Below are 16,122 nucleotides of genomic sequence, written 5' to 3'. Positions count from 1 at the left end.
CTCTCGGACCTTAACTGATGACCGACGCCAAGACGCCCGATCACACAGCCAATGCCATGTGGGGCGGGCGCTTCGCCTCCGGTCCCGATGCGATCATGACGGCGATCAACGCCTCGATCGCCTATGACCGGCGGCTCTACGCCCAGGACATCCGGGGCAGCCGGGCCCATGCCGCGATGCTCGCGGCGCAGGGCATCATCACGGATAACGATGCCGAGGCGATCCGGGAAGGGCTGCTCACGGTCATGTCAGAGATCGAGGGCGGAAATTTCCCGTTCAGCGAGGCGCTTGAGGATATTCACATGAATGTCGAGGCGCGGCTGAAGGAGATCATCGGCGAGCCCGCGGGCCGCTTACATACGGGCCGGTCGCGCAACGATCAGGTGGCGACGGATTTCAGGCTCTGGGTCCGCGATCAGTGCGATGCGGCGATCCAGGCGCTGCGGGCGCTGATCGGCTCGGCGCTCGGTCAGGCCGAAGCCGGGGCGGATTGGGTCATGCCCGGTTTCACCCATCTTCAGACGGCGCAGCCGGTGACATGGGGGCATCACATGATGGCCTATGTCGAGATGTTCGGCCGCGATCTGTCCCGCTTTCACGACGCGCGCAAGCGGATGAACGAATCGCCCCTTGGTGCGGCGGCGCTTGCCGGGACGGGCTATCCCATCGACCGCGAGGCGACCGCAAAGGCGCTCGATTTCGACCGGCCGATGGCAAACAGCCTCGACGCGGTCAGCGACCGGGATTTTGCGCTCGAATTCCTCTCGGCGGCGTCGATCTGCGCGGTGCATCTGTCGCGGCTGGCCGAGGAGTTGGTGATCTGGTCCTCTGCCCAGTTCCGCTTCGTGTCGATGTCCGACAAATGGTCCACCGGCTCCAGCATCATGCCGCAGAAGCGCAACCCCGACGCGGCAGAGCTGATCCGCGCCAAGATCGGGCGGATCCTCGGCGCGAATGTGGCGCTGTTCACGGTGATGAAGGGGCTGCCGCTGGCCTATTCCAAGGATATGCAGGAGGACAAGGAGCAGGTCTTCGACGCTGCCGACAACCTGATGCTGGCGCTTGCCGCCATGACCGGGATGCTGGCCGATCTGACCGCGAATCGCGAGAAGATGGAGGCGGCGGCCTCGGCGGGGTTCTCGACCGCAACCGATCTCGCCGACTGGCTGGTGCGCGAGGCCGGGCTGCCTTTCCGCGATGCCCACCACGCGACCGGCTCTCTGGTCGCGCTTGCCGAGAAGAAGGGCTGCGATCTGGATGCGCTGTCGCTTGAAGACATGCAGTCGGTCAATCCGGCTATCGACCAGTCTGTCTATTCGGTGCTGGGGGTGCATAACTCGGTCGCTTCGCGGCAAAGCTATGGTGGCACCGCGCCGGACCAGGTGCGCGCGCAGATCGCCCGCTGGCGGGAGAGGCTGGCATGACAAGGTATTGGCTCGCGGCTGTTCTGCTTCTGTCGGCCTGCGGTGTCGATGGCCCCCCCGAACGGCCGGAGCCGCCCGGGCTCCGCGTTTCGGGCGAGGCGACGCTGGGCGTGCGCGTGAATGATCTCTGATCTGACACCGCTGCGGCTCTGCTGGCTGGGGCTTGCGCTGCTCGGCGCGGTTTTCGCGCGCGCGCTTGAAGCGCCGCAGGGCTCGGAAGCGGTCGCGATGGTCACGCTGGCGCTCTGGTGCCTGATCGAGACGACCCTGCGCCGCAACTGGTGGGCGCTCGCGACGCTGCTGGCCTTGACGTTCGGGATTGGCTGCGCGCTGCCGCTTTATCTTTTCTTCCGCTCGGGCAGGATTTCCTGATGGATCACTTCAACTACCGCGATTCAATCCTGCATGCCGAGGATGTGCCGCTGACCCGCATCGCCACGGAGATAGGCACGCCGGCCTATATCTATTCCACGGCGACACTGACCCGGCATTTCAACGTGTTTCAGGAGGCGCTGTCCTGGGCGCCAGAATATCTCATCTGCTATGCGGTGAAGGCGAATTCCAATATTGCCGTGCTGAAACTGCTCGGCGATCTTGGTGCAGGGATGGATGTGGTCTCTATCGGCGAATATGCCCGTGCCCGCGCCGCCGGGGTTCCCGGCAATCGGATCGTCTTTTCCGGCGTCGGCAAGACCCGTGACGAGATGCGGCTGGCGCTCGAAGGCGGGATCCGTCAGTTCAATGTGGAATCCGAACCTGAATTGCTGGCTCTGTCCGAGGTTGCGGCCAGCATGGATACCATCGCGCCCATCGCACTCCGGGTGAATCCGGATGTTGATGCACGGACACATGAAAAGATCGCCACCGGCAAATCCGAAAACAAGTTCGGCATCCCCATCGCCCGCGCCCGCGCCGCCTACGCGCAGGCAGCGGCACTTCCGGGGATCGAGGTGGTGGGCGTGGACATGCATATCGGCAGCCAGCTGACCGATCTGCTGCCCTATCGTCAGGCGTACAGCAAGATGGCCGAGCTGACGCGGGCCCTGCGCTCGGACGGGCACCAGATCCGACGGCTCGACCTGGGCGGAGGGCTTGGCATCCCCTATAAGCGCGACAACAGCGCGCCGCCCCTGCCCATCGAATATGGTCAGGTGGTGCGCGAGACAGTGGGCGATCTGGGCTGCGAGATCGAGATCGAGCCCGGTCGCAACATCGCCGGGAACTCCGGCATCCTGCTGAGCTCGGTCATCTATGTGAAGCAGGGTGAGGGCCGCGATTTCCTGATCCTCGATGCGGCGATGAACGACCTGATCCGCCCTGCCATGTATGGCGCGCATCACGACATCGTGCCGGTCGCCGAGCCAGCAACGGGGGCCGAACTCAGCGCCTATGACGTCGTCGGCCCGGTCTGCGAGACGGGCGACACCTTCCAGAAAGGCAGCCAGCTTCCTGCGCTGGCCGATGGCGATCTCGTCGCCTTCCGCTCTGCCGGGGCCTATGGGGCGGTGATGGCGTCGGAATACAACACGCGGCCCTTGATCCCAGAGGTGCTCGTCGATGGCGACCGTTTCGCCGTGATCCGGCCCCGGCCTTCGCTGGAAGAGATTCTCGCGCGCGAAGCCCTGCCCGATTGGCTCTGAGGCGCAGGAATCCCTTGCCCGCGCGACCCGCGCGCCGCAGGATGGATGCGATGAGCCCGCCCATGCCAGATGACCCTTACACACCGCGCGTGAACCGCGCCCTGCGCATGACACGCGCCGGGCTGTGGTGGGAATCGCTGGCCCGCGCGTTCTGGCCGCTGGCGACGCTGATCTTTCTGGTTCTGGCCTGCCTTGGCTTCGGTGCTGTGGAGGCCGTGCCCAACGAGGCGCGTCCCTATGTGGGCGGTGGGCTGCTGCTGCTGATCCTGTCTGCGCTGATCTGGGGTGCGCTGCGCTTCCGCAAACCCGCAAGCGATGCTGCCGAACGCAGACTTGATGCGACGCTGCCGGGCCGCCCCCTTTCTGCGCTGAGGGACAGCCCGGCGATCGGTGGCGATGGTGCGCTTTGGCAGGCGCATCGCGCGCAGATGGCCGAGCATCTCCTTGGTGCCCGCGCCGTCGCACCGGATGCAGAGCTGTCGCGCCGTGATCCCTTTGCGCTGCGCCTCGCGGGGCTGACCGCACTGGCCATGGCGCTGCTGTTCGGCAGCGCGGCGCAGCTCGGTCAGGGGCTTGCCGCCCTCGCGCCGGCCCGGCCTCTGTCGGAAACCGCCGATGGCCCGGCCATGACCGGTTTGGGCTGGGAAGGCTGGGCAGAGCCCCCGGCCTATACGCGCAAGCCAACCATCTATCTGAACGACCACCCGCCAGAGCAGACGCTAGAGCTTCCCGAGGGCAGCATCATCAGCCTGCGGCTCTATGGCGGGTCCCGCGAGGTCACACAGAGTATCGGCACCGCCACCGCAGAGACCGAGACCCAGGCGCCGGAATTCCGGGTCGAGCGGGACGGCACCCTGGCCGTCGACGACCGCGAGATCCGCATTACGGTCCGGCCCGACGACCCGCCGCGCATCGCGCTCGGCCCGCCGGCGGAACGGCGCGCCGATGGCCAGCTCATCCAGCCGTTCACGGCAATCGACGATTTCGGAGTCGTTGAGGGACATGCTGAGATCTCGCTCGATATGGGCGGGATCGACCGCCGCTTCGGGCTGGAAATTGCGCCTGAGCCGCGTGACCCGCTGCGGATCCGCCTGCCCCTGCGCGGGGCGCGGGCCGAGGTGGAAGGCCAGCTATCGGCGGATCTCAAGAAACATGCCTGGGCCAATCTGCCGGTGCGCATCAGGCTCGATGCGCAGGACGGTATCGGGCAGAGCGCGAGTTCGGATGTGTTGCAGATGGAACTGCCGGGACGCAGGTTCTTCGACCCGTTCGCGGCCGCGCTGATCGAGCTGCGGCGCGATATTCTGTGGAACCGCAGCAACGCTGTTGTCGCGGCAGAAATTTTGCGCGCGATCACCTGGCAGCCAGAGGGGTTTATCCAACCTCAGATCCTCACCGATCTCCGCGCAGTCATCGCCGGGCTGGAGACCGAGGATCTGACCGACACGCAGCGCGATGCCCTTGCCGAGGCGCTGTGGCGCACGGCGATCCAGCTCGAAGATGGCGGTCTGGCCGATGCGCTCGAACGGATGCGGCGTGCGCAGGAAAGGCTCGCCCAGGCCATGCGGCGCGGTGCCTCGCCGGACGAGATCAGAGAGCTGATGGACGAGCTGCGCCGGGCCACGGATGATTATCTGGACCGGCTGGCCGAGCAGGGCGAAGACCCCGCCTCGCGATTCGACCGCTCGCCGATGCAAAGCATGAGCGGCGACCAGATTCAGGAGATGATGGATGAAATCCAGCGGCTGATGAACGAAGGCCGCATGGCCGAGGCGCAGGCTCTGTTGGAACAATTCAACCGGATGATGGAGAACATGCAGGTCCGCCGTGGCGAGGGCGGTGAGGGCGGGGGCCGCGACTCGACCGGACGCATGGCCGAGACATTGCGTGAGCAGCAGGATCTGGCCGACGATGCATTCCGCCAGATGCAGGATGAATGGATGGGGCTGGATGGTGAGCAGCGCGGCGGCGAGGGCGAGGGGGCAAACCCGCAATCTCTCGCGGATCGTCAGCAGCAGTTGCGCGACGATCTGGGGATGCAGCGCGGGCTGATGCCGGAACGTGGCACACCCGAGGGCGAGGCGGCAGGCGAGGCCATGGATCGCGCCGGTCGGGCGATGCGGGATGCCGAACAGGCGCTGCGCGGCGGCGACACGGCGGGCGCGCTTGACCGGCAGGCCGAGGCGATCGAGGCGCTGCGTGACGGCATCCGGGCCCTGGATCAGGGGCGCCAGCCCGGAGAGGCTGAACAGCAGGCCCAGCGGGGCGAAGGCCAGGAAGGTCAGGAAGCTCAGCAGGGCGGTGGCCAGGACGGCGATCAGGGTCAGCGCGGCATCTCGCCGCCGCGTCGCGATCCGCTTGGTCGGGCGATGCAGGGCTCGGGCGGAGGCGTCGCGACGGACGAGCAGATGGCAGATGGCCAGAGCGATGACAGCCGTGCCCGCGATCTTCAGGACGAGATCCGTCGCCGGCTGGGCGAGCGCGACCGTCCGCAGGACGAGCGGGATTATCTCGACCGGCTGATTGAGCAGTTTTGAACGCTGCTATCTTGCTGACAAATTGGCCCCTCGCTGCCAGTCCTCAGCCAGAATATTAATCCGTGCCTTTAGCCTGCTCTTATGGGGGCGCCGTCAGCTTTCTGGTTGCAGTGTGCTTTATCAGACCCACCATGACCGATCAGTTGTCATGATGTTACGTTACACTTGATTTATGTGAAGAATGCTTTAGGCGCCGCTACCGAGTGCGCGAACGAGGAAAGGTTAAACGCATGATCAAAGAGTTCAAGGAATTCATTGCCCGCGGCAATGTCATGGACATGGCGGTCGGTATCATCATCGGTGCCGCTTTCACTGCAATCGTCACCTCGCTGGTGGCCGACATGATCAACCCGATCATCGGTCTCATCTTCGGCGGGATGGACTTCTCGGACAAATACTGGGTCCTTTCGGGCGATGTCGCGGACGGCGTCTCGCTGGAAGCCGCGCGGGAAGCCGGGGCCAACGTCTTCGCCTGGGGCGCATTCCTCTCGGCGATCATCAATTTCCTGATCATCGCATTCGTCGTCTTCCTGCTGGTCAAGGCCGTGAACCGTGCGAAGGATTCGGTCGTCGGCCGGGAAGAGGAAGCCCCGGCCGAAGAGCCCGGTCCGACCACGGAAGAGCTGCTGGCCCAGATCCGTGACGAGCTGCGCGCACGCCCCCAGGTCTGATCCGCGAATGTCATGAATGATTAAGGCCGGGAGGGGCGAACCCTCCCGGCCTTTTCTGTTTTGGCTGTGATGCCGGTCAGAGCACGGATTCCGGCGCGACCGATTCGATACCCAGAGCCGCACCAACCGGGGCCGAGGTCAGCTTGCCCTCATGGGTCGACAATCCGGCCAGAAGATGCGGGTTCTCGCTCACCGCCTGACGCCAGCCCTTGTCGGCGATGGCGAGCGTAAAGGGCAGCGTCGCATTGCCAAGCGCCTGCGTCGATGTGCGCGGTACGGCGCCGGGCATGTTGGCGACGCAGTAATGCACGATTCCGTCCACCTCGTAGATCGGATCCTGATGCGTCGTGGCCTTCGAGGTCTCGAAGCAGCCGCCCTGGTCGATGGCGACATCCACCAGCACCGCGCCCGGCTTCATGGTGGAAAGCTGATCGCGGGTGACCAGCTTCGGCGCGGCGGCACCGGGGACCAGCACCGCGCCGACCACCATATCCGCTGTCGGCAGCAGCTCTGCGGTGGCAGCGGCGGTGGCGTATTGAGTGGTCAGCCGTCCCATGAAGATATCGTCCAGATAGGACAGACGCGGGATCGAACGGTCGAGCACGGTGACATTCGCCCCCATCCCCGCTGCGACACGCGCTGCTGCCGTGCCGACGACACCGCCGCCGATGATGACGACATTGGCAGGACGCACGCCCGGCACACCGCCCAGCAGGACGCCTTCACCGCCATTGGCCTTTTGCAACGCCCAGGACCCGGCCTGCGGTGCCAGTCGCCCGGCCACTTCGGACATGGGCGCCAGCAGGGGCAGACCGCCGCGCGCATCGGTGACGGTCTCATAGGCAATCGCCGTCACGCCGGAATCCAAAAGATCGCGCGTTTGATCCGGGTCGGGCGCGAGATGCAGATAGGTGAACAGGATCTGCCCGCGCCGCAGCATCTTCCGCTCCGCCGGCTGCGGCTCTTTCACCTTGACGATCATGTCGGCGCTGTCGAAGACGGTTTTCGCATCCGGCGCGACTTCCGCACCTGCCGCGACATAGTCGTCATCCGTGTAGCCCGAGCCAAGTCCGGCACCGGATTGCACAACCACCTTGTGCCCGCGAGAGATCGCCTCGGCGGCGGCATCGGGGCGCAGACCCACGCGATATTCCTGCGGTTTCACCTCTGTCGGGCAACCTATCAGCATCCTGTCCTCCATCTCCAATGCTGGCCGAGAGCGGCCTTGTCGCAAGGCTGACATGAAATCGCCGAAAAATCCTACCGAACTTACCCTTGAGCAAATGGTCCACTTCGAAGATTATTGCAGCAAAGTTCACTTTACTCGAAGATATTTGATCATTGACCGAGATCGACGCCACAGACCGCCGGATTCTGAAGATTATCCAGAAGGATGGGCGAATCACGAATGCCGATCTGGCGGCTCGGGTGAATCTGTCTGCCTCGGCCTGTCATCGTCGTGTGCAGCGGCTGGAACAGCAGGGGGTGATCCGGGGCTTCGCGGCGCTGCTCGACCGCCGCAAGCTGGCCCGACAGACCACGGTATTCGTCGAGATAACCCTGTCGAGCCAAGCGACCGAGCTGCTCGAATCCTTCGAGCGCGCGGTCCGGTCGATGCCGGATGTGCTGGAATGCCACCTGATGGCGGGTACGGCGGATTATCTGCTGAAGCTGGTGGTCGAGGATACGGATGACTTTGCCCGCATCCATCGGCAATATCTCACCCGCTTGCCTGGTGTGGCGCAGATGCATTCATCCTTTGCGCTCAGGACCGTGGCCGAAACCACGGCCCTGCCGCTTTGATTTACTGAACCGCGGATTCCACCGGCGAAACCGCAGCTGCGGTGGCACTGACCGGCGTCGGGGTCACGGTCTCGGTGGCGGTGTTGGCATTCGGGTTCAGGTTGCGCCCGATGATCCCGTCGCGCGAGGCGAGGCGGCCATATTCGAAGGTCAGCGTGTCGGGACCGCCCGCGATGCGCATCACGCCGTCCTCGTAGGTTATCCGATTGGCGGCGCGGAGCGCGTTGAAGAACGCGTTTTCCTGCGCGCTCCAGCGGCAGGTCCGGCCAGCGGTCTGGATGTCGCCCACGACGATTTCCGGCGGCGTCCCCGAGATCGGTGCAGCGAAGCTGTTGCAGCCGGTGCGGCCGCTGATCTGCGTGGGCGAGATGGTCATGGTGGTGTGCCGCACGCTAAGCACGTCGCCGCCGATGTTGAACAGCACATAGTCGCCGGTCGGAACGGTGGAAAATGGCTCATCAGGCGTTGCAGTGGCGGTCGGCTCGCAGGCGGCAAGCGCGAGGGTCGCAAGCGCGGCGGCGGTGAGTTGGCGGAACATGGCAGCGTCTCCGGGTTAACGAATCATTAGTGATTGAGCCGGGATTGCACTGTGGAGTTCAAGGGTCAACTCACTGATATGTCAGCCAAGAGCGTGCACAACGCGGCTTTTCCACCGGTTTTCGTGGCGGTGGCTTGGATAATCAAGGCGCTGCGCAGATGACGGTTCTTCGGCGTCGTCGCCTCCACATGTTGCCGCAAAACGCAGATCCCGGGGAACATGTTGCCGACATGCCACGGTTTGACGGCGCTTTACCGTTGCGGCGAGACGTCGCGGCCCTAAGCTGCCACGCATGTTCGGCCTCGATCCCGCCCTGTTCTGGTTTGTCTTTGCCGTGACCGCCTTCTCGGGCTTCGTGAAGGGGGCCGTGGGCTTCGCCATGCCGATGATCATGATGTCGGCCTTTGCCTCGGTGATGCCGCCGGAACAGGCGCTTGCCGCGCTCATCATGCCGACACTGGTCACGAATACGCTTCAGGCCGGGCGTCAGGGGGTCGGCAAGGCGCTGGGTTCCGTACGGCAGTTCCGCTGGCATATCGGCGCGGTGGTTCTGTTCATCGCCGTCTCCGCCGCCTTTGTCGGACGCGTCCCTGAAAGCCTCATGCTGCTGCTACTCGGCCTGCCAATCGTGGGCTTTGCGCTCTGGCAGCTATCGGGGCGGCCGCTGAAACTGCCCATCCACCATGCCCGGCGGGCCGAGATCGTTTCGGGGGTGATCGGCGGTCTTTATGGTGGCATCTCGGGGATCTGGGGGCCGCCGCTCATCGTCTATCTGCTGTCGGTCGGGGTTTCGAAGACCGATCAGATGCGCGTGCAGGGCGTGGTGTTCCTGCTTGGCTCCGTGGTGCTGATGACGGCGCATCTGGTATCGGGCGTGCTGAATGCCGACACATTGCCGCTTTCGGCGCTTCTGGTCCTGCCGGGCATGGCCGGGATGCTGGTCGGGCTGCAAGTCCATGACCGGCTGGACGTTTCGCAGTTCCGGCGCTGGACGCTTGTGTTGCTGGTCATCACCGGGCTGAACCTGGTGCGGCGCGGGGTGGAAATTCTGCTCGGCGGAGGGTAATTCCGAGCCATGTCGAAGGGAGTGGAGATGGACGCCGCCGAACTGACCGCCAGATTGATCCGCTGCCCTTCGGTCACACCGGAAGAGGCGGGGGCCCTGACCCTGCTCTCGGATCTGCTGACCGAGGCCGGCTTCGAATGCACGCGTGTGGACCGGAACGGCGTGCCGAACCTGTTCGCGCGATGGGGTGAGAAAGGGGCTGCCCGAAGCTTCGGTTTCAACGGCCATACGGATGTCGTGCCGCCTGGCGACCTGGCAAGCTGGACCCATCCGCCCTTTTCCGGCCATCTCGACGAGGCAGGCACCATCTGGGGGCGCGGCGCGACGGACATGAAATCCGGCGTGGCCGCCTTCACCGCCGCCGCGATCGAGCTGGTCGGCAAGGCTCCGCCCGACGGTGCCATCATCCTCACCATCACCGGCGATGAGGAGGGGCCGGGACGTGACGGCACGCGCGCGCTGCTCGACTGGATGGATGCTCAGGGCGAGCGGATGGAGGTTTGCCTCGTGGGCGAGCCGACCAATCCCGAAGAATTCGGCGAGATGATGAAGATCGGGCGGCGCGGGTCGCTCAGCTATCGGATCACCGCGCGCGGGGTGCAGGGCCATGCCGCCTATCCCCACAAAGTGCGCAATCCGCTGCACGCGCTGTGCCGGTTTCTCGACCGCATCGCCTCTGAACCGCTGGATGAGGGCTCGGATCATTTCGACCCGTCCACATTGCAGGTCACCACGATCGATTGCGGCAACCCGGCCGGGAACGTGGTGCCCGAGACCGCCACGGCGCAATTCAACATTCGTTTCAACGATCTGCATGACGCGGGCAGCCTCGACGCGCGGATGCGAGGCGTTGCCGAAGAAATCTCTGCCGCGACCGGGGTGTCGCTGACGTTTGTACCCAGTCTCTCGGGAGACAGCTTCCTGACCGCACCGGGCCCTTTCGTCGATCTGGTGCGCGATGTGGTCGAGGCCGAGACCGGTCGCCGGCCCGTTCTGTCCACCTCGGGCGGCACCTCCGATGCGCGCTTCGTCAAGGATCACTGCCCTGTGGTAGAGTTCGGTCTGGTCGGTCGCTTCATGCATGAGGTCGATGAGCGTGTCCCCTCGGATGAGGTTCGGGCGCTGCAAAATGTCTATCGCCGCATCCTCGAGGCGTATTTCGCATGAGGACCGAACTCACCACCGATCTCGAAACCTGCCGGCAGCTGCGCCGCGTGGTTTTCATCGAAGAGCAGGGCGTTTCGGAAGCCGAGGAATGGGACGGGCGCGATGGCGAGGCGCTGCATGTGCTGGGCTGGATCGGCGATCGGCCGGTCGGCACGGCGCGGATGCTGATCGACGGAGAGGCTGGCAAGATCGGCCGCGTCTGTGTGCTTCCTGCGGCGCGGGGCACCGGGGCTGGCGCCGCTATCATGCGTGAGGCGCTCGATATTCTGCGGGCGCGCGGTGTAAAGAAGGCAAAGCTGGCCTCGCAGAAAAGCGCCATCGGCTTTTACGAGAAGCTCGGCTTCACCGCTTATGGGCCGGAATTTCTTGACGCGAATATTCCGCATCGCGACATGGTTCTGGAACTTGGCCCCTCCGCCGCGGATTGAGCCAGCGCAAGACCGGCATGGCCGGGGAAAGGGCCAGCATGGCATTGCCGAGCAAGCAGCAGATCCTCGATTGGGTGGCCGAGAACCCCGACGCGGCGTCGAAACGAGATATTGCGAAAGCCTTCAACGTGAAGGGCTCTGACAAGATCGAGCTGAAGCGGCTGCTGAAAGAACTCGCCGAAGATGGCCGGCTCGAGCGTCGCCGCAAATCTTATCGAGATGCCGAGCGGCTGCCGCCGGTCACGGTGCTGCAATTGCAGGGGCCGGACGAGGATGGCGATATCTTCGCCCGCCCGCTGGAATATCGCGGCGAAGGTCCGGTGCCGCGGATTCTTTATCAGCCGCGACAGGCCGACCCGGCGCTTGGTCAGGGTGACAGGATCCTTGCCCGGCTGATCGAGGTGAAGGGCGAGGATCACGATTATATTGCCCGCCTCATCCGCCGCATCGGCGAAACCCGCAACCGCATTGTCGGCATCTACCGCAAACGCACCGAGGGCGGGCGTATCCTGCCGATCGACAAGGGCTCTGACCGCGAATGGCAGGTGCGCGACGGTGACAGCCAGGGTGCCGAGGATGGCGAGCTGGTCGAGGCAGAGCAATCAGGCCCGAAGGGTCGGCTGGGCCTGCCGCAGGCGCGCGTGCTGGAGGTGCTGGGCGATCCGTCCGCGCCGAAATCGGTGAGCCTGATCGCCATCCACCAGCACGGTATCCCCGACGAATTTCCCGAAGAGGTCATCGCCGAGGCCGAGGCCGCAGAGCCCGCAGGGATGAAGGGCCGCGAGGATCTGCGCGACCTGCCTCTGCTGACCATCGACCCGGCCGATGCGCGAGATCACGACGATGCGGTGGCGGCGATGCCCGATACCGACCCGAAAAACCCCGGCGGCATGGTGATCTGGGTCGCGATTGCCGATGTGGCGCATTACGTCACCCCGGGCAGCGCGCTCGACCGCGAGGCGCGGCGGCGTGGCAATTCCTCGTATTTCCCCGACCGCGTGGTGCCGATGCTGCCCGACGCGCTATCGGGCGATCTGTGCAGCCTGCATGAGGGGGTGGACCGCGCGGTAATCGCCGTGCGCATGCGGCTCGACGGGCAGGGCAACAAGATCAGCCATAAATTCCATCGCGGCATGATGAACTCCCGCGCCAGCCTGACCTATGAGCAGGCGCAGGCCGGTGCCGACGACAAACCCGACGCGCAGACCGAGCCGCTGATGGACAGCGCGATCACCCCGCTCTGGCAGGCATATGAGCTGTTGAAATCGGCCCGAAAGCGCCGTCAGCCATTGGATCTGGACCTGCCTGAGCGTCAGATCGTGCTGGGCGATGATGGCCGCGTGAAATCTGTCGAGTTCAAGGAGCGTTTCGACGCCCATAAGCTGATCGAAGAGTTCATGGTGCTGGCCAATGTCGCCGCCGCTGAGGAGCTGACCCGGCTCGACCGGCCGCTGCTGTTCCGCGTCCATGAAGAACCAAGCCTCGAAAAGATGGAGGCGTTGCGCGAGGTTGCGCAGGCCTCTGGCTTCAATCTGGCGAAGGGTCAGGTGCTGCATACCAGCCATTTGAACCGGCTTCTGGCGCAGGCCGAGGAATCCGACTTCGCCGAGCTGATCAATATCTCGACCCTGCGTTCCATGACGCAGGCCTATTACCATCCCGAAAATTACGGCCATTTCGGGCTGGCGCTCAAGTCCTACGCTCATTTCACCTCGCCCATTCGCCGTTACTCCGACCTGATCGTGCATCGCGCGCTGATCTCGGGTCACAACTGGGGCAGGGACGGGTTGTCGGAATGGGATATCGAGAATCTGTCTGAAACTGCGACGCAGATCTCGAATACCGAACGCCGCAGCATGGAGGCCGAACGGGACACGACGGACCGCTATCTCGCCGCCTATCTGGCCGAGCGGGTCGGCAATGAGATGACCGGACGGATCAGCGGCGTGCAGAAATTCGGCGCTTTCGTGAAGCTGGACGAGACCGGCGCGGACGGACTCCTCCCGATCCGCGAGATCGGGAACGAGTATTTCCACTTCGACCGCGACGCGCAGATGCTGATCGGTTCGGAAACAGGGCTCGAGATCGGCATTGGTCAGCGGGTCAAGGTGCGACTGGCCGAGGCCTCGCCATTGACCGGCGGGCTGACGCTGGAATTGCTGGAACTGGAGGGCGACAGCGTCGCGCGCGGTCCCAAGGACAGGCGCGGCCGCCGCCCGCTGCGTCGCCGCCCGGCCTCATCGAAGGCGAAAGCCAAGGCTGCGGCCAAGAAGGCCAGGCGCAAGCGGCGGCAGGGCTGAGCTTTACGTGTCGGACCAGACGGCCATGGCAGTGCCGCCCGGCTCGGTGAACTCGAAACGACGCCCGCCGGGGAAGTCATAGATGGGCCGGGTGATCTTTCCCCCGGCTTGCTCAACCTTGACCAATGCAGCCTCGAGATCGTTGCTGCGCAGGATGATCAGCGGTGCTGCGGCCTCGCCTGCCGCTATCCCGCCAGAGATCCCTGCACCGGTCAGCTCTTGATATTCGGGGCCGTAATCGTTGAACCCCCAGCCAAAGGCCGAGGCGAAGAAATCCGTGGTCTTCGCCATATTCGGCGAGGAGAATTCGACATAATCGATCTTCATGCTACGCTCCCAAAATGTTCACTTTATGTTCTGGTGCAATTCGCGTCTTAGCGCAAGGCCGGAGGCCCGTCTTTCGGCTGTCTCGCGGTTTGGACGCCCATGCGCAGACCGGCCCCGATGCGATGCGCGAGCGCCGACCAGGCTGCCGCCTGCGGTTCGGTCAGGGTCCGTCGCAGCGTTTCGTCGAACAGTGCCAGCCATCGCGCAAAATGCTCTGGTCGCACGTTACCGGCTTGCACATGAACCCGCTGCGGACTGCCCTCATAGCTGCGCTCGTGAAGGATCGCATTGCGCCAGAACCGAGCTATCTTTTCCTCATGGGCAGGCCAGTCCGTCACATGATTGGCAAAGACCGGGCCGAGCACCGGCTCCGCCCGGACCGCCTTGTAGAAGATCTGCACGACGCGGTCGATCTGGTCCGCGCTGATCTCGAAGCGTGGCGGAAGGGTCATGTCACGGCTCTCGGTTGGCGCGTGCGGGAATGCGGTGAAAAGCCGCCTTCGCAGGGCAACATATCCGAGAGATGACGCCTGCCTGCGGGCGATGCAAGAGATACAAGGTCGCACGCTTTGCTTGCGGCAGCATGCTCAGCCCGCCACCCTTGGCCGCGGCGGGGTCATCACCAGGACCCCTGCGACGGTGATCGCAATGATCCCCAGCCAGCCCGCCGCGCCCGGCAATGTCGCAAACAGAACCAGGTCGAACAGAACCGCCCAGACAAGCCCGGTGAAGTCGAAAGGGGCAAGCACCGAAACCGGCGCCCGTGCCATTGCCTCGGTGGCGGCGATATGGGCCAGCCCGCCAAGAATGCCCGCGCCAATCAGGACGCAGCTCGTATAGAAATCTGTCTCGTTCCAGCCGAAGGGCAGGGTTGCGAGCCCGACAACCGTGGTGAAGGCCGCGAAATAGAACGAAATCGTCGCCGCGCTTTCGGTGCGGGTCATCGCCTTGACATAGACCCGATAGATCGCCGTCAGCCCGGCAAAGGCCAGCCCCGCCGCAATGCCGATCATCGCGCCTTCGCCGGGCATGGTCATCCCCTCCCACAGCATGGCGATGACCCCGCCAAAGCCGATGGCCACCGCGCAGATCAATCGCGGCGAAATCGTCTCGCGCAGCAGCAGCGCGGCGGCGGGCAGGACCAGGACGGGGCCGAGAAAGCCAAGCGCCTCGGCATGAGCCACCGGCAGATAGGTCAGCGATATGAACGACATGCCCATCGCCACCGCGCCGATGACACCGCGTAGGAAATGCGCGCCGGGACGGCGGGTGCGGAATGCGCCGGGGAAGTCCCCGCGCAGGGCCATGTAGATGCAGATTGGCAGCATCGCCAGCGCCGAGCGCCAGAAGATGATCTGCCCGAGCGTGGCCTGATCGGAGGCCTCTCGGACCAGCGCGGACATGGCGGTAATCAGGAACGCAGCCGCCAGCCGCAACCAGATACCATCATTCTGATTTTGCATGCACCGCTCCGAGGCAATCGGCGTTAATGCCGCCGGCGAGAGAGCAGTTTTGCAATCTCGGGCGCTCCCCGCAACGCGATTTTGACGCGGTGCCGACGCGCTGCTATGCCCCGCGCACCGGTCGCAGTCCACCCGGTCAAAACAGGAGCTTCGAATGTCCCACTACACTGACGGTCTGACCCAGCTTGGCCAGAACGCCGGACTGCCCGCCAGTCCCGACGAGGCCGTGTTGGAGCGCGTGCCCAACCCGCAGGCGGGTGAAGCCTATGTGGTGCGCTTCACCCAGCCCGAGTTCACCAGCCTCTGTCCGATGACAGGCCAGCCCGATTTCGCGCATCTGGTGATCGACTACCTTCCCGGAGACTGGCTGATCGAATCGAAGTCGCTGAAGCTGTTTCTCGGCAGTTTCCGCAACCACGGCGCATTTCATGAAGATTGCACCGTGACGATCGGCAAGCGGCTGGCCGGGACGCTGGATCCGCGATGGCTGCGGATCGGCGGCTACTGGTATCCGCGCGGTGGCATGCCGATCGACGTGTTCTGGCAGACCGGCCCGGCACCGGATGGGGTCTGGCTGCCGGATCAGGGCGTTGCACCCTATCGCGGACGCGGATAGGGGCGCTGCCCCGTCGCCGTGCCGGCGACTCGCCGGGATATTTGGCTCAGGGTGAGGGCAGCGCTTGCAGCTTGGTGGCGGCGTTCCTATAGAGGCGGGCATGAGTTTTCAGGCGTTCGGCATACGAATTAGCGGCCCGGCG

At 64.6% G+C, this 16,122-nt stretch carries 17 protein-coding genes; 12 read left to right on the top strand and 5 right to left on the bottom strand.

The features are described from left to right. Nucleotides 1-17 precede the first annotated feature (17 nt). The 6 genes from argH to mscL all read left to right on the top strand — a co-directional run bounded on the left by argH (nt 18) and on the right by mscL (nt 6,272). The gene (gene argH, locus PAF18_RS10725; protein ID WP_271115716.1) at nt 18-1,424 is read left to right on the top strand and encodes an argininosuccinate lyase; all 1,407 of its coding nucleotides are present in this window, start codon (nt 18-20) and stop codon (nt 1,422-1,424) included. After that, nucleotides 1,421-1,555 carry a hypothetical protein gene (locus PAF18_RS10720; protein ID WP_271115715.1) on the top strand — a complete coding sequence of 45 codons (135 nt, stop codon included), beginning with the start codon at nt 1,421-1,423 and terminating at the stop codon, nt 1,553-1,555. Before argH ends, PAF18_RS10720 begins: the two co-directional genes overlap by 4 nt. Continuing rightward, a complete protein-coding gene (locus PAF18_RS10715; RefSeq protein WP_271115714.1) occupies nt 1,545-1,796 on the top strand; it encodes a DUF2834 domain-containing protein in 252 nt (83 codons plus the stop codon). The genes PAF18_RS10720 and PAF18_RS10715 overlap by 11 nt, the downstream gene beginning before the upstream one ends. After that, the gene (gene lysA, locus PAF18_RS10710; RefSeq protein WP_271115713.1) at nt 1,796-3,064 is read left to right on the top strand and encodes a diaminopimelate decarboxylase; all 1,269 of its coding nucleotides are present in this window, start codon (nt 1,796-1,798) and stop codon (nt 3,062-3,064) included. Before PAF18_RS10715 ends, lysA begins: the two co-directional genes overlap by 1 nt. A 62-nt stretch (nt 3,065-3,126) precedes the next feature. Beyond that, nucleotides 3,127-5,601: a DUF4175 domain-containing protein gene (locus PAF18_RS10705; RefSeq protein WP_271115712.1), complete on the top strand. Its 2,475-nt coding sequence runs from the start codon at nt 3,127-3,129 to the stop codon at nt 5,599-5,601. Between the two features lie 230 nt (nt 5,602-5,831). Next, entirely contained in the window at nt 5,832-6,272 is a 441-nt protein-coding gene (gene mscL / locus PAF18_RS10700; RefSeq protein WP_271115711.1) for a large conductance mechanosensitive channel protein MscL, read from the top strand. A gap of 76 nt (nt 6,273-6,348) precedes the next feature. Here the strand turns inward: mscL and ald are convergent, their stop codons facing one another. Further along, complete coding sequence (gene ald, locus PAF18_RS10695) at nt 6,349-7,461, bottom strand: alanine dehydrogenase (RefSeq protein WP_271115710.1); 1,113 nt, start codon at nt 7,459-7,461, stop codon at nt 6,349-6,351. 152 nt (nt 7,462-7,613) lie between these two features. Between ald and PAF18_RS10690 the strand changes: the two genes are divergently transcribed. After that, complete coding sequence (locus PAF18_RS10690; RefSeq protein ID WP_271115709.1) at nt 7,614-8,075, top strand: Lrp/AsnC family transcriptional regulator; 462 nt, start codon at nt 7,614-7,616, stop codon at nt 8,073-8,075. A 1-nt stretch (nt 8,076) separates the two neighbouring features. On the opposite strand, the gene PAF18_RS10685 is transcribed toward PAF18_RS10690, so the two are convergent. Continuing rightward, nucleotides 8,077-8,613, bottom strand: coding sequence for an META domain-containing protein (locus PAF18_RS10685; RefSeq protein WP_271115708.1), 537 nt, complete (start codon nt 8,611-8,613; stop codon nt 8,077-8,079). 292 nt (nt 8,614-8,905) lie between these two features. Here PAF18_RS10685 and PAF18_RS10680 point away from each other — a divergent pair, with 292 nt between their 5' ends. From PAF18_RS10680 to rnr, 4 genes are read left to right on the top strand one after another with little or no spacing between them, the layout of a single operon-like run. Next, nucleotides 8,906-9,679, top strand: coding sequence for a sulfite exporter TauE/SafE family protein (locus tag PAF18_RS10680; protein WP_271115707.1), 774 nt, complete (start codon nt 8,906-8,908; stop codon nt 9,677-9,679). A gap of 21 nt (nt 9,680-9,700) precedes the next feature. Next, the gene (gene dapE, locus PAF18_RS10675) at nt 9,701-10,846 is read left to right on the top strand and encodes a succinyl-diaminopimelate desuccinylase (RefSeq protein WP_434802259.1); all 1,146 of its coding nucleotides are present in this window, start codon (nt 9,701-9,703) and stop codon (nt 10,844-10,846) included. Further along, the gene (locus PAF18_RS10670) at nt 10,843-11,274 is read left to right on the top strand and encodes a GNAT family N-acetyltransferase (RefSeq protein WP_271115705.1); all 432 of its coding nucleotides are present in this window, start codon (nt 10,843-10,845) and stop codon (nt 11,272-11,274) included. Before dapE ends, PAF18_RS10670 begins: the two co-directional genes overlap by 4 nt. A gap of 38 nt (nt 11,275-11,312) precedes the next feature. After that, nucleotides 11,313-13,574, top strand: coding sequence for a ribonuclease R (rnr, locus tag PAF18_RS10665; protein WP_271115704.1), 2,262 nt, complete (start codon nt 11,313-11,315; stop codon nt 13,572-13,574). Nucleotides 13,575-13,577: 3 nt separating this feature from the next. Here rnr and PAF18_RS10660 read toward each other — a convergent pair whose 3' ends face one another. From PAF18_RS10660 to PAF18_RS10650, 3 genes are all read right to left on the bottom strand, one after another. Beyond that, nucleotides 13,578-13,901: a VOC family protein gene (locus PAF18_RS10660; RefSeq protein ID WP_271115703.1), complete on the bottom strand. Its 324-nt coding sequence runs from the start codon at nt 13,899-13,901 to the stop codon at nt 13,578-13,580. Between the two features lie 47 nt (nt 13,902-13,948). Next, nucleotides 13,949-14,353: a group III truncated hemoglobin gene (locus PAF18_RS10655; RefSeq protein ID WP_271115702.1), complete on the bottom strand. Its 405-nt coding sequence runs from the start codon at nt 14,351-14,353 to the stop codon at nt 13,949-13,951. Nucleotides 14,354-14,488: 135 nt separating this feature from the next. After that, nucleotides 14,489-15,364: a DMT family transporter gene (locus PAF18_RS10650; protein ID WP_271115701.1), complete on the bottom strand. Its 876-nt coding sequence runs from the start codon at nt 15,362-15,364 to the stop codon at nt 14,489-14,491. A gap of 154 nt (nt 15,365-15,518) precedes the next feature. On the opposite strand from PAF18_RS10650, the gene queF reads away from it, so the two are divergent. Then, a complete protein-coding gene (gene queF, locus PAF18_RS10645) occupies nt 15,519-15,980 on the top strand; it encodes a preQ(1) synthase (RefSeq protein WP_271115700.1) in 462 nt (153 codons plus the stop codon). The last annotated feature ends 142 nt before the right edge of the window (nt 15,981-16,122 follow it).

The sequence above is a fragment of the Paracoccus sediminicola genome (genome assembly GCF_027912835.1).
In the GTDB taxonomy this organism is placed as follows: Bacteria; Pseudomonadota; Alphaproteobacteria; order Rhodobacterales; family Rhodobacteraceae; genus Paracoccus; species Paracoccus sediminicola.
The sequence above is the reverse complement of the archived record's forward strand: the minus strand, read 5'-3'. Positions and strand labels throughout refer to the sequence as shown.